The sequence below is a fragment of the Microbacterium sp. UBA3486 genome (assembly GCF_002377845.1).
In the GTDB taxonomy this organism is placed as follows: domain Bacteria; phylum Actinomycetota; class Actinomycetes; order Actinomycetales; family Microbacteriaceae; genus Microbacterium; species Microbacterium maritypicum_A.
In genome coordinates, this window is record NZ_DFQP01000016.1 from 52449 (window position 1) to 66088 (window position 13640).

A 13640-nucleotide genomic window follows, 5' to 3' on the forward strand; every position below is an offset into this window, starting at 1 on the left:
GCGCGCCGGATCACATCCCGGCGTGATCGAAGGCGATGGTCGGCACGTCGACCACGTGCGAGCCGCCGTCGGCGACGATCACCGCCCCCGTGATGTACGACGACTCCCCCGAGCCGAGGAACCGCACGACCGAGGCGATCTCGGCCGGTCGGGCGGGACGGCGCAGCGGCACGTCAGCGGTGACCTTCTCGTAGGCCTCCTCGCGGGAGCCGAGACCGGCGTGCGTGGCGAACTCGTCCATCTCCTCGTCGGCCATCGGCGTCTGCACCCACCCGGGGCAGATGGCGTTCACGCGCACACCGTGCCGGCCGTAGTCCCGCGCGAGAGTGCGCGTGAGCCCGACCAGGGCGTGCTTGCCGACCGTGTACCCGGCGACGGAGGGTCCGGCGAAGAGCCCCGCGAGCGACGACACGATCACGATCTGCCCCTTCGCCTCGATCAGCGCGGGCAGTGCCTCCCTCGCCATCGTGAAAGCCGTGGTGAGATTCGCGCGGATCGCCGCATCCCAGCTCTCGTCGTCGGTCTCCCCCACCGGCGAGAATCCGTGGCCGCCCGCGTTCGCGACCAGCACGTCGATGCGCCCGAACCGCGCGAGCACGTCGGCGACGGCAGCCTTCGCGGAGGCGGTATCGGCCGCATCCGCGATGATCGGCAGGGCCCCGACCGCGCGTTCGACCTCATGCAGGGGCTCCGGGCGACGCCCGACGACCACGACATGCGCACCTTCGGCCGCGTATCGTTCGGCGATGGCGGCTCCGATGCCCGTTCCTCCTCCGGTGATGACGACGACGCGTCCCGAGACGGTCGATCCGACCACAGCTCCCATGTGTGCTCCTGTGTGTTCTGGCGCGCGTGCGCTGTTGCTGCCCGACGCGGTCGCGTCAGGCGGGGAATCCCGAACGGGCGGTGTACCCGAAGTCGCTGAGGATGCTGGTGCCGTTGACGGCCCTGGTGCGAGGCGACACGAGGTACGCGACGTGGGCAGCGACCTCCGCTGCGCTCTGCACCGGGAACGGCGGATCGTCGAAGGCCGCAGCGCCGAGGTCGCTCCGACTCATCGGAGTGTCGACGATCGACGGGGCCACCGTGTTCACCCGGATACGGGTGTCGGCGAGGTCGACGGACAGCGCGCGAGCGAACTGGACCAGAGCCGCCTTCGACGTGCAGTACGGCACCATGCCGGGCGACGCGACGAGGGCCGAGTCACTGGCGAGCATCACCACGGAGGCGGCCTCCGCTTCGCGCAGCGCCGCCAGGGCGTGCTTCAGGACCAGGAACGACCCCGTCACGTTGACGGCGAGCACCCGATTCCAGATGTCGAGACTGGTCTCCTCGATCGGCGTCCCCACCGGGCCGGACACACCGGCGCAGCAGACGACCGCGTCGAGCCTCCCCAGCGCCGCCACCCCGGCGTGCACGGCGGCCTGCACCTGGCCCTCGTCCGTGACATCGGCCACCAGGACCACCGCATCCGGGCAGTCGCGGGCCACGTCGTGCAGCGCCGCACCGTCCCTGTCGAGCAGAGCGACACGGACGCCCTCCGCAGCGAGCCCGTGGGCGGTGGCGCGGCCGATGCCGCCGGCCGCTCCCGTGATGAGGGCCGTCGTCCCCTGCAGCTGCAGATCCATCTCGTCCTCCGCACGCCGTCTGGCACCGGGCGGTGCGATCTGAGGACGGCGGTGTCGTCCCGGTCATCCTCCACCCCCTCATCGGCACCGCGAACCCTCGCCGAGCGGCTGTGCACGGTGACACCACCGTCCTTCGCTCAGGGTCAAGCGCCGCTGCGGCGGCGCGAGCAGACTCGCTCTATCGACGATTCCCCTCGTCGTCGATGCCGTGTCCGCACGGCCGTCACCAGCAAAGGAGCCGACGTGGCAGACCCGACATCTGCGTCCACGACGCAGAACCACACCTCCCTCCGTCCTGGCGCCCTCGGCGTCGCCGGAATCGTCTTCCTCGTCCTCGCCGCGGTCGCACCGTTGACCGGCATCGTGGTCGTGGCCTCGCTGGCCATCGCCCTCGGCAACGGCGGCGGCACACCCATGTCGTTCTTCCTGGTGGCAGGGATCCTGCTGCTCTTCGCGATCGGCTACGCGCAGATGTCGAAGCAGCTGGTCAATGCCGGCGGCTTCTACGCCTTCGTGGTGAAGGGCCTCGGGCGCACCGGTGGCCTGATCGCGGGTCTGATCGCCACGCTGGGCTACAACTTCTTTGTGGTCGGCACGATCGGCACGAGCGGTTTCTTCATGCAGACGATCATCCGCGACCTCACCGGTCTCGACGTGAACTGGCTGGTGTGGGGACTGCTGTCGATCGTGGTGTGCTTCGTCCTCGCTCGGATCGGCGTCGACTTCAGCTCGAAGGTTCTGGGCGTCTGCCTGGTGCTCGAGGTGCTCATGCTGGTCGTCTTCGACATCTCCGTGCTCGTGCAGACCGGCTACGACCTGGCGGCCTTCAGCCCCGAGGCCGTGTTCTCCGGGTCGCTGCCCATCGGCCTGCTGCTGGCGGCGACCGGCTTCCTCGGCTTCGAGGCGACCGCGCTGTTCAGCGAGGAGGCGAAGCAGCCGCTGCGCACGATCCCGCGCGCCACCTACACCTCGATCATCGCGATCGGCGTGATCCTCGGTGTCACCACGTGGGCCGTCGTCAGCGCGACGGGTGTCGCCCAGGCGCAGGCCACCGCCCTCGAACATCTGCCGACCGGTGACCTGATCTTCTCGATCTCGCAGCAGTACCTGGGTGGTCCGCTGACGACCCTGATGATGATCCTGCTCCTGGTGAGCCTCTTCGCGGCGATGCTGGCGTTCCACAACTCGGCGACCCGCTACCTCTACTCGCTGGGGCGCGCGAAGATCCTCCCGCAGGCACTCGCTCGCACCCGCGCGAACGGTGCCCCTCAGCTCGCCGGCATCGTGCAGGCCGGGTTCGCGGGCATCGTCGCGATCATCTTCGCGATCGCCGGCGCCGATCCGATCCTCACCCTCGTGCCGGCGATGCTCGGCTTCGGCACCCTGAGCGTGCTGATCCTGCAGGGGCTCGCGGCCATCTCGATCGTCGTGTACTTCCGCCGCCGCCAGGATCCGCGGTGGTGGAGCACTTTCATCGCCCCCGGCATCGGGTTCCTCGGTATCGCCGCGATCTCGGTCCTCGCGATCGTGAACTTCAACATCGTGGCGGGGTCCGAAGAGCTCGCGATCCGGCTGATGCCGCTGCTGCTGGTGCTCGCCCTCATCGGCGGCATCGTCTACGGCGCCTATCTCCGCCGCTCCAGGCCCGCCGTGTACGAGGGCCTCGCCACCGACCTCGAGAAGTTCAGCGACCGCTGACCTCCCGCCCCCACCGACAGAAGGAACCACGAAGACCATGACGACGCTGAACCCCGCCGACACCTCCACCTGGCTGCCGCTGGAGGGCCTCGCCCCCGGTTTCGACGCCAACAAGGCTCCGCACAGCACCGCCCTCAGCGGCCGCGAGATCACGGTCGTCGACGCCCGCGGCACCCGTATCGTCCACCGGTTCACCGACGCCGCCGTGACCTGGGAGTACCAGCCGGGCGCAGAGGACGCGACCGAGGCGGCATCCGACACCGACGACTACGAGGCCTTCGAAGTCGATGCGGACCTGTATTTCGTGCAGTTCCACCACCGGTACCTGCCGAACGAGGCCGTCTCGCTGATCCTCGACCTCCGTCACGGTCGTGCCCTCGCGGTGATCTCCGAGATCCTCGCCGCGCCCGAGAAGGGGCGCACCCGGGTGCAGCACCACTTCGCCCCCGGCGTGATCGAGGGCGCCGAGGTCTCGGGTGCCGAGGCTGCACCGACGACGACGCTCATCGGGCGCCGCGTCGAATGGGTCTACAGCACCGAGCACGCCTACGAGCACGTGTACCTCTCGCCGCGCTGGTACTCGTGGCAGTGCCTCGCCGGCCCCGAGCGCGGCCTCGCCGACACCGACGAGAACAGCGTCTGGGAGGTGCGGCCGGGTATCTACGTGTTCGCCTGGCGCGAGAAGGTGATCCCGTGCGCCTCGGTGACGATCGCCGATCATCGCGACGTCAACGCGATCCGCTCGCACGGCGTGCTGTTCGGCCTCGACGAGAGCGGCGAGGTGCCCACGCACTTCACCTTCGGTGCACACGGTCGGCTGCTCTCCACCACGCTGCACACGCCGGATCTCGAACCCGCGACCTTCGGAGACCGCTGACATGAGCGACGTCGCCGACCTCATCGTCACCGGATCGGTGATCCGCACCGCCGACCGGGCGAACCCGATCGTCGAGTCCTTGGCAGTCCGCGACGGCCGGATCCTCGCGGTCGGGTCACGCGCTGACCTCGAGTCGTTCCGCGGACGCCGGACGCAGCTGCTCGAGGTCGGCGACGCCGCGGTGTACCCCGGTTTCGTCGATGTGCACAATCACCATGCCCTCGCCGGGCGCACCGAACTGTTCGAGCTGTCGCTGGCACCCTCGCTCACGCTCGACGAGATCCTCGACCGGGTGCGCGAGAAAGCGGCCACCCTGCCGACGGATGCGTGGATCGTGGGCGGAGCGGTCGCCACGACGTTGCTGCCGTCGCTCGCGAACACCGCGAGCCGACGGCTGCTCGATGACGCGGCCGGGGGCCGTCCGGTGGTCCTCATGGAGGACTCACGACACAACCGGTGGGCGAACAGCCGGGCGCTGGAGCTCGCGGGGATCACTGCGGACAGCATCCCCGAGGCGGGCGTCACGCTGCTCGATCCCGACGACGGCACCCCCACAGGAGTGCTGCTGGAGGCTGCGGGTATCCCGGTGCAGGAGGCATACGACCGCAGCGGCGGCCTCACTGCCGCACAGCACGCGGCCGCGTCGCGCCGCGGCGTCGAGATCCTCAACTCGTTCGGGATCACGACGTTCCAGGATGCGGGCGTGTCCGTCGAGATCCTCGAAGCCTTGGCTGCGCTCGACCGTGCCGACGAGCTCGATGCCTGGGTCGTGTCGTCGTTGCTGATCAACGACGAGATCTTCGGTTTCGACCCGATCGGCGAGCCGCTGCTCGACCGCGGCGAGGAGTTCCGCACCGCGCACCACCGCCCGGACTTTGTGAAGATCTTCCTCGACGGTGTCCCGCCCGCCCGCACGGCGTCGTTCCTCGAGCCGTATCTCGCGGACGCCCCGCACGGCGCGCACTTCCACGGCGAGACCACCATGACCCTGGACGAGCTCATCGGGTGGCTCCGCTCCGTGGCGCGGCGAGGTCTCGGCGCGAAGGTGCACTGCACGGGCGACGGCTCGGCACGTCTCGTGCTCGACGCGGCCGCGCAGCTGCGCGACGAGGGCTTCACCACCCCCATCCAGATCGCGCACGGGCAGTTCCTGGCCGAGTCGGACATCCCGCGACTGCAGGCTCTGGACGTCTCGGCCGACATCTCGCCGTTCATCTGGTATCCGGGTGTGATCCCGCAGGCGCTGGCCGAGGTTCTCGGCGAGCGCGCGGAGCATTCCCAGCCGAACCGGGCACTGATCGACGCGGGAGCCCGCGTCGCCGGCGGCTCGGACTGGCCCGTGAGCGATTCTCCGAACACCCTCGAAGGTCTGCAGGGTCTCGTGACGAGAGCCGATCCGCTCGGCCGCGCACCCGGCACCCTGTGGCCCGAGCAGGCCATCACCGCCGAGGAGGCGTTGGAGGTCTTCACGATCAACGCCGCGACCGCGATGGGACTCGGCGACGAGACCGGCTCGCTGACCCCCGGCAAGTCGGCGGACTTCGTCGTGCTGGCCCGTGACGCGATCGCCGGCCCCGCCGAGGACATCGTGCGCACCGAGGTCATCTCGACGTGGTTCGCCGGACGTCGGGTGCACGGCGACTGAAAGGAAAGAGGCGTCGACACCGGATCTGTCCGGGGCCAGCGCTCGTCCCTCAGCCGTCGTCCCTCAGCCCTCGAGCACGAAGCGGGCTCCACGTTCGCCGATCATCGCGGCGGGGGCGTTGGTGTTGCCGGTGGGCACGGTCGGCATGACCGAAGCATCGATCACTCGCAGCCCTGCGATGCCGCGCACGCGCAGTTGCGGATCGACCACGGCCTGCGCATCCGTGCCCATGCGGCAGGTGCCGACCTGGTGGTGGTAGGTGATCGCGGTGCGGCGCACCCAGTCCTCCACTCCGGAGTCGGAGACCTCGGGGCCCGGGTACACCTCGACGGCGCCCCACTCCTCACCGAGGGCGGGGCGTGCTCCGATCCGACGGCACTGCCGCACGGATGCGGCCAGTGAGGCCACGTCACGGTCGTCCTCCAGCGCCGCCAGGTCGATGGCCGGCAGGTCCGCGAGCGTTGCGCCGGTGAGTCGGAGAGTGCCGCGGCTGTGCGGCGTCACGAGGCCGGCCATGAGGGTGAATCCGTCGTCGCCACGGGGCTCGAGCTCGCCCCACATGGGCACCGAGAAGTTGATCGGCTGCGTGTCGGGCTCGGCGAGGTCGTCGCGGCTGCGCCAGAAGAGGTGCGTCTGCGTCACGGAGACTCCCGGTTGCGGAGGCCCGACCGGGCGCCGCGTGGTGAATATCACCGGCGACAGGAGGTGGTCGTGGAGGTTCTGCCCGACCCCGGGCGAGTCCTGCACGACCGGGATGCCGAGCGCGGTGAGGTCGGCTGCCGGACCGATGCCGGAGCGCAGCAGGATCACGGGCGACCCGATGGCACCGGCCGCGAGGATGACCTCGTCCGCGAGGACCTCTTCGGACTCCTCCCCCTCCCCCAGTCGCACGCCGACGGCGCGGCCGTCGCGCACGATGACCGAATGGACTTCGCGTCCGGTGACGATCGTCAGCTTCTCCGCGACGGGCTGCGCGTACGCCGTCCAGGTGTTGACCCGGCGGCCGTCGCGCATGGTGACCTGCTCCTGCGAGACTCCGTCGAGGGTGCCCGCGTTGTAGTCCGGGTTGTGCGTCAGTCCTTCCTGCACCGCGGCGTCGATGATCGAGGCCTGGATCGGCGAGAGCGGGTAGTCGTCGGTGACCGGCAGCAGGTCGTTCTCGATGGCCTCGTAGACGGGCTCGACCTCGGCCCAGCCCCAGCCGTGTGCGCCGGCGCGCTCCCACGCGTCGTAGTCGGAAGCGGCTCCGCGCACCCAGATCATGGCGTTGAGGGCGTGCGATCCCCCGGTGACCTTGCCGCGCGGCAGATGCAGCCGACGGCCGCCCGCGTGCGTCTGGGGGACGGTGAAGTAATCCCAGTCCTCTGCGGAGTGCCAGAGTTCGCCCGCGCGGGAGGGGTCGTGGATGGCCGGGTTGGTGTCGTACCCGCCGGCTTCGATGAGGGTCACTGCGACGCCCGCGTCCGTGAGACGACGCGCGACGATGGCTCCCGAGGTCCCGGCTCCGACGACGATGGCAGAGCGCACGGGTCAGGCCTTCCGGCCGGGGCCCGAGACGACCTGGGTGACGGCGACGGACTTGAGTCCCTCGACGCCGAACTCCAGCCCGTAGCCCGAACTCTTCACGCCGCCGAACGGCACCATCGGATGCAGTCCGCCGTGCGAGTTGATCCACACGGTGCCGGACTGCATCCGGGAGGCCGCATCACGCGCCGCCTCCGGGTCGCTCGACCAGACCGAGGCGCCCAGCCCCACGTCGAGGGAGTTCGCCAGCGCGAAGGCCTCGTCGACATCGCTGTATCGGATCACCGGCAGTGCGGGACCGAACTGCTCTTCTTGCACGAGCGCCGCGTCGTTGTCGATGTCGGCGACGATGGTGGGGCGGTAGAAGAGCTCCCCGAGTTCGGGGGCCGACTCTCCGCCGGTGACGATGCGCGCACCGCGACTCCTGGCATCGTCGACCAGGCGGCTGACGATGTCGAACTGTGCACGGTTCTGCAGCGGCCCCAGCACGTTGTTCTCGTCGAGTCCGTTGCCCATCGGCATGGAGCCGGCGATCGATGCCAGTGCGTCGACGACCTCGTCGTACACCGAGTCGTGCACGTACAGGCGCTTCATCGCGGCGCAGGTCTGCCCGGTGTTGATGAAGGCTCCCCAGAAGAGGTCTTCGGCGATGGCCGCGACGTCGGTGCCGGGCAGCACGATGCCGGCGTCGTTGCCGCCCAGCTCGAGCGTCAGACGAGCGAGGTTGCCGGCCGAGCTCTCGATGATGCGACGTCCGGTGGCGGTCGAACCGGTGAACATGATCTTCGCGATGTCCGGGTGAGAGGCGAGCCGTGCGCCGACCTCGCGGTCGCCGGAGACTCCGATCAAGACGTCGGCCGGGAGTACCTCGTTCATCACGGCGATCATCGCGAGCACGCTCAGGGGCGTGTACTCGCTCGGTTTCGCGACGACGGTGTTGCCCATCCGCAGGGAGGGGCCGATCTGCCAGATGCTGATCATGAGCGGCCAGTTCCACGGGCCGATGGCACCGACGACTCCGGCCGCCTTGTAGACGAGCTCGGCGTGCAGGGTCTCGTCGTCTACGAGGACCTGCGGCTCGATCGCCGTGGTGGCGTTGGTGCGCAGCCAGGCGGAACACGCGCCGAGCTCGAAGCGGGCGTTGGGACCGTTGAGCGGCTTCCCCTGCTCCCGGGAGAGCAGGTGGGCGAGGCCTTCGGCGTTGGCGTCGATGGCATCGGCAGCTGCGAGGAGAAGTGCGCTCCGCTTCTCGTGGCCGAGCGCCTCCCAGGCCGGTTGGGCGGCCTTCGCGCGAGCGATCGCATCGTCGAGGTCGTCGACCGACGCCACGGGGGCGCGCCCGATGACCTCACGGGTCGCGGCATCCGGGATGTCCCGGCCTGCGCCTTCCGGCGCCTGGATGCGGTCGAGCAGCGCAGCGGCTGCGGAAGCGGCGGAATCGGACATCGGGGACTCTCCTTCGAGCGTGGCGCGGGCCAGCGACAGTCGAGAAGCTGGTCGTCTTCTCATTGTCGACGGGCGTTCCTCACGGCGCTTGTCGCGGAGCGCGCCGCAGATGTCCGAGTGCGAAGGATGACACGATCGGGCTGACGCCGAGCCGCCGGCCTGATGCCGAGCCGCCGTGATGGTGCAGCGACACCGTCACGCGGCGATGTCGAAGCGTGCGCGCCCGCCGAGCCTCGGGGTCTGTTGCGGGTCGACGTATCGCGGCGGTATGAACCACACCCGCGCTCGACCCCGCGCTCGACCCCGGCTCCCACTCCCACTCCCACTTCCGGTCCCGCTTCCGGTCCCGGTTCCGGTCCCGCTTCCGGTCCCGGGAGCGTCGATGCGTATCTCCCACCCGTTGTCGTGGATGCGATGGTGACACGTCTCACACAGCAGTACCCCGTTGGAGAGATCGGTCGGCCCGCGGTCGCGTCTCCACCAGCGGATGTGATGCGCCCTCGTCATCTCCGGCGGCAACCCGCACATCGCGCATCCCCCGTCACGCTCCACCAACGCCAGCCGTTGCGCCCGGGTGAACAACCGTTTCTCCCGCCCCCAATCGAGAACCTCACTGTCCCCACCGAGGACACAGGGGATCACGCCGCCCCCGGCCGCCATCCGCCGCGCCGCCCCGACACTGACCGGCTGATCCACACCATCCACGGTCGCCGACCCGGTCCCGGCCTCCAGATCATCGAGGCCCACCCGCACGATCACCCTCGCACCGGCGACCGGAACCCGCCGCTCACACCCGAGCACATGCGCACAGAACACCGAAAGAGCATCCGCCTGAATCATCGGCACCGTCCGCCGATCCCCATCAGACGCGCCCGCATCGGGCGCGCCCTTCCGCGCCGCGAACACCGCCGTCACGAACCCCCGGATCGCCGTCACCACCGGCGCCGCGGTCTCCACATCGAGAACCGCGTTCAGATGCACCATCCCGTCCCGCTCGAACAATGACAACGCCCGCCTGCCACGGCGCTCTTCCTCACGCGGCTCCACCCCATCCGGGTCGAGCCACGCCTCCACCCGCACCACGAGCGTGCGCACACCATCGAGTGCCATACCATCGGCAGACTCCACCAGCAGCCGCTCCCCCTCAGCGATCCGCTCCACCCCCGCCACAACCCGGCACCGATCCAGCGCCGCGATGATCAACGCCGCCGCCGGAGCCCCCAGCACCCCCGCATCCAGCGCCTCGCTCACCAACGGATACCTCGCCGGCAGACGCGCCCCCAGAAGATCACTCCGCGGCGCCGTCGCCTCACCCACCCTGACCAACCGCGACGCCTCACCCGTCGACACCCCCGTCGCGGCCGCGATCAACGTCGCCGGACTCCGGAAACCCTGCTGCTTCGCCAGACTCCCCGCACCCAGCTCCGCACGCGACTCCCGAGAGATGCACGCCGCCACCGACACATGCACCGCATCCAACCGACGCCGCAACACCCCGATCGACGCGCTCACCACGATCAGCTGCTCCCGCGACAACTCCCCCGAATCACCCACGCCCGCCCACACCTCATCCAAGCGAGACATCGCCTCATGCAACGCGGTCAAATTCGACATACTCGATTTTACCGCGAACACCACCGACATTCGAAGCTATATTCGAATCCATGCCGGCATATCAGCGGTGACACGATCCCTCTCCTGTCCGACGTCGACAGCTCGCTCCCGTCCCGCTCTCGACCGCCATCGATTCCACTCGCGCCGGGAATCCTGCACGCCACCCTCGCGTTCTCCCCCTCGGACCCTCCACGAAAGGCCCCCGATGACAGATCGCCCTCGCCGTTCGGCTTGGCCGCCCCTCCTGCTCGCGATCGCACTGGAGGTCACCGCGACCCTCTCACTACGCGCGGCCGAAGGGTTCACACATCCGCTCTGGCTGATCGTCGTGGTTCTGGGCTACTCCGGCTCACTGTGGCTGCTGTCGGTGGTGCTCGATCGCGGCATGGCCGTCGGGGTCGCGTACGGCATCTGGTCGGCGATCGGAGTCGTGCTGACCGCTGTGCTCGGCACCGTGCTGTTCGGCGAGCTGCTGGGACCGGTGCAGATCGTCGGCGTCGGCGTGATCGTGGTCGGCGTGCTGCTCGTCGAGCTCGGCTCCCACACGCGCGAGACCAGGGAGGTGGCGCCGTGACCTGGCTGCTCCTCTCCCTCGCGATCGCCAGCGAGGTCACCGCGACGTTGAGTCTGCGCGCATCCGAGGGGCTGCGACGTCGCCGTTGGATCCCCGTGATCGTCGTCGGCTACCTCGCGGCATTCACACTGCTCGGCACGATCCTGGCGATGGGAATGCCGGTGGGCGTCGCCTACGGAATCTGGGCCGCCGCCGGCGTCGCACTGACCGCCGTGCTGGGACGGGTGATCTTCAAGGACCACTTCTCGGCGATGATGGCCGTCGGCGTCGCACTCATCGCCGTCGGGGTCGGGATGATCGAGTTCGGCGGCGGGCACTGACGATCGCCAGCGCCGCCGACTGATCGAGCGCCCCGCACCCCTCAGTACTGCGCCGAGAACGCGCCGTCGGACTTCAGCAGTTGCCCGGAGATCCAGCGCCCCTCGTCCGACACGAGGAACTCCACCACCGCAGCCACGTCCGCCGGCTGCCCGAGGCGCCCGAGGGGCGTCATCCCGGCCAGACCCGTGCGCGTGTCGTCGTCCATCCAGCCGGTGTCGATGGGGCCCGGGTTCAGCACGTTCGCCGAGATCCCGCGCGGACCGAGCTCGCGCGCCGCAGAGATCACGAGGCGGTCGAGGGCACCCTTGGATGCGCCGTACGGGAGGTTGCCGGTGACGTGGTCGCTGGTGAGCGCGAGGATGACTCCCCCCTCGTCGCCGATCTGCCGCGCGAACGCGGCGATCAGCAGCAGAGTCGCCCGCGCGTTCACGGCAACGTGCAGGTCGAAGCTCTCGGCGGTCGTGTCGAGGATGCCCGACTCCACGTCATGCGCATGGCTCAGGATGAGGGCGGTGATCGGTCCGTGCGCGGCGGTGACCTCGGCGATCAGCGCCTCCGGTCCCTCGTGTGTCGAGAGGTCGGCCGGGTGGTCGGCATCGTGCAGGTCGCTGGTGACGACGGTCCATCCGGCGGCGCGCAGTCGAGGGACGATGCCGGCGGCGATGCTGTCGACACGGGCGGCACCGGTGATCAGAGCGAGAGGCATGTCGCCACGCTATCGGAACCCGGAACTCCCCTCACGTCGCCAGGCACATCAGGGCGACCCCGGCGGCCAGCGCCCACGATTCGGTCGCGACCATTCGCGCGGTGCGCCCGTGATGGACGGGCTCGACGAACCAGTCCGCCACGACGGTCCACAGCACCACGCCGATCACTCCGGCGACGATCAGGACCGACAGCAGCCCCGAGAGACCTCCATGGCCTCCGTGCGTCCCCGCACCGGCCTCTGGAGCCTCGCCTGTCACCGCACTCTCGAACGCGCAGACGGCGAGGAGCAGGGCGATGAGCGCACGGCGGAAGCACTCGCCGGCAGCCGAGGTTCCGCGCACCCCCACCGTGCCGAGCATGGCGGAGAGCAGCAGCACGACCCCCAGCCCCAGACCGACCATCGGGGCATCTCCGGCGAGCGCGGTCACGAGCATCGCGACCGCCATGACCAGCACGGCCTGCCGGCCCTGCCACGGCACGGCGCGCCCCGCGATCAGCGAGGCCACCGCCGCGACGACGGCCGCACCGACGAGCAACCAGGGCGCCGCCGGAACGAGATCATCCACACACGAATCCTATTGACGCAGGAGCGCCCCAGGGCCACGTCCGGCGTCCGGAATCAGCACCGCGCCCGGCGCCCGAGACGCAGGTGCGTGCCGAGATCAGGTGCGTATGAAGATCAGGCGAGTGCCGCGATCGCGTCGCGAAGGATGCCGTCGGCCTCGTCGAGGGCGGATGCCGCATCCTCGGGCGTCGCGTCGGCGGCGAGCATGAGGAGTGCGAGCTTGACCGAGCCGTCCGCCGCCTGCAGCGCCCCAGCCGCCTGATCGGTGTCGACGCCGGCGAGCTGCGACACCGTGCGGATGGAGCGGGCGTGGAGCTTCTCGTTCGTGGCCAGCAGGTCGACCATCACCCCTCGATATGTCTTGCCGAGGTTGATCATCGACAGCGTGGTGAGCATGTTGACGACGAGCTTCTGCGCGGTGCCCGACTTGAGCCGAGTGGATCCGGAGATGAACTCGGGACCGGTGACGACCTCGATCGCGATCTCGGCGGCCGCACCGATCTCGGAATCGGCGTTCGAGGCGATCGCGACCGTGAAGGCGCCGACGCTGCGCGCGTAGGTCAGCCCTCCCACGACATAGGGGGTGCGGCCGGATGCCGAGATGCCGACCACCGTGTCGCTCTCCGAGAGTGCGAGCCTCCGCAGCGAAGCCTCCGCGGCGGTGTCGTCGTCTTCGGCGTTCTCCACGGCCGAGCGGATCGCGGTCTCTCCGCCGGCGATCAGACCGACCACCATCGAGGGATCGGTGCCGAAGGTCGGCGGGCACTCGCTCGCGTCGAGCACGCCGATACGGCCTGCCGTGCCGGCGCCGATGTAGATGAGGCGCCCCCCGCGCCGGAACCGCGCGGTGATGCCGTCGACGGCGGCCGCGATCTCCTCGGCGTGCTCGGCGACGGCCTCGGGCACCCGCCGGTCCTCGGCGTTCATGCGCCGGACGAGCTCAGCGGTGCCGAGCAGGTCGAGGTCGCCGCGCTCGGTCGTCGAGGCCTCGGTGTCGAGGCGGTCGAGCACGGAGAGGAGGGCGGCGAGGCGGGAATCGT

The 13640-nt window shown here is 69.8% G+C and carries 13 protein-coding genes; 5 read left to right on the top strand and 8 right to left on the bottom strand.

What is annotated here, in order from left to right:
• Positions 1-10 precede the first annotated feature (10 nt).
• Both B2869_RS02370 and B2869_RS02375 read right to left on the bottom strand, forming a co-directional pair.
• Entirely contained in the window at positions 11-826 is an 816-nt protein-coding gene (locus B2869_RS02370; protein WP_029260460.1) for an SDR family NAD(P)-dependent oxidoreductase, read from the bottom strand.
• A gap of 55 nt (positions 827-881) precedes the next feature.
• Positions 882-1628: an SDR family NAD(P)-dependent oxidoreductase gene (locus B2869_RS02375; protein ID WP_029266541.1), complete on the bottom strand. Its 747-nt coding sequence runs from the start codon at positions 1626-1628 to the stop codon at positions 882-884.
• A 243-nt stretch (positions 1629-1871) separates the two neighbouring features.
• Between B2869_RS02375 and B2869_RS02380 the strand changes: the two genes are divergently transcribed.
• From B2869_RS02380 to B2869_RS02390, 3 genes are read left to right on the top strand one after another with little or no spacing between them, the layout of a single operon-like run.
• Positions 1872-3326: an APC family permease gene (locus B2869_RS02380; protein ID WP_021200035.1), complete on the top strand. Its 1455-nt coding sequence runs from the start codon at positions 1872-1874 to the stop codon at positions 3324-3326.
• 37 nt (positions 3327-3363) lie between these two features.
• On the top strand, positions 3364-4203 hold the full coding sequence (locus B2869_RS02385) for a molybdenum cofactor biosynthesis F family protein (RefSeq protein WP_029266536.1): 840 nt from the start codon (positions 3364-3366) through the stop codon (positions 4201-4203).
• A gap of 1 nt (position 4204) precedes the next feature.
• Complete coding sequence (locus B2869_RS02390) at positions 4205-5848, top strand: amidohydrolase (RefSeq protein ID WP_292762261.1); 1644 nt, start codon at positions 4205-4207, stop codon at positions 5846-5848.
• Between the two features lie 63 nt (positions 5849-5911).
• Here the strand turns inward: B2869_RS02390 and B2869_RS02395 are convergent, their stop codons facing one another.
• The 3 genes from B2869_RS02395 to B2869_RS02405 all read right to left on the bottom strand — a co-directional run bounded on the left by B2869_RS02395 (position 5912) and on the right by B2869_RS02405 (position 10462).
• Positions 5912-7375: a GMC family oxidoreductase gene (locus tag B2869_RS02395; protein WP_292762263.1), complete on the bottom strand. Its 1464-nt coding sequence runs from the start codon at positions 7373-7375 to the stop codon at positions 5912-5914.
• A 3-nt stretch (positions 7376-7378) separates the two neighbouring features.
• On the bottom strand, positions 7379-8818 hold the full coding sequence (locus B2869_RS02400) for an aldehyde dehydrogenase family protein (RefSeq protein ID WP_292762265.1): 1440 nt from the start codon (positions 8816-8818) through the stop codon (positions 7379-7381).
• A 195-nt stretch (positions 8819-9013) separates the two neighbouring features.
• The gene (locus tag B2869_RS02405) at positions 9014-10462 is read right to left on the bottom strand and encodes a DUF222 domain-containing protein (protein ID WP_318391135.1); all 1449 of its coding nucleotides are present in this window, start codon (positions 10460-10462) and stop codon (positions 9014-9016) included.
• A gap of 175 nt (positions 10463-10637) precedes the next feature.
• Between B2869_RS02405 and B2869_RS02410 the strand changes: the two genes are divergently transcribed.
• Together B2869_RS02410 and B2869_RS02415 are read left to right on the top strand one after the other, a co-directional pair.
• Positions 10638-11006 carry a DMT family transporter gene (locus B2869_RS02410; RefSeq protein WP_029267037.1) on the top strand — a complete coding sequence of 123 codons (369 nt, stop codon included), beginning with the start codon at positions 10638-10640 and terminating at the stop codon, positions 11004-11006.
• A complete protein-coding gene (locus tag B2869_RS02415; RefSeq protein WP_029267038.1) occupies positions 11003-11326 on the top strand; it encodes a DMT family transporter in 324 nt (107 codons plus the stop codon). The genes B2869_RS02410 and B2869_RS02415 overlap by 4 nt, the downstream gene beginning before the upstream one ends.
• A gap of 41 nt (positions 11327-11367) precedes the next feature.
• Here the strand turns inward: B2869_RS02415 and B2869_RS02420 are convergent, their stop codons facing one another.
• The 3 genes from B2869_RS02420 to murQ all read right to left on the bottom strand — a co-directional run.
• Entirely contained in the window at positions 11368-12033 is a 666-nt protein-coding gene (locus B2869_RS02420; protein WP_292762273.1) for an SDR family oxidoreductase, read from the bottom strand.
• 31 nt (positions 12034-12064) lie between these two features.
• Positions 12065-12601, bottom strand: coding sequence for a hypothetical protein (locus tag B2869_RS02425; protein ID WP_292762276.1), 537 nt, complete (start codon positions 12599-12601; stop codon positions 12065-12067).
• Between the two features lie 113 nt (positions 12602-12714).
• Positions 12715-13640, bottom strand: a 926-nt coding sequence (murQ, locus tag B2869_RS02430) for an N-acetylmuramic acid 6-phosphate etherase (protein ID WP_292762279.1), incomplete at its 5' end; no start/stop codon positions are given.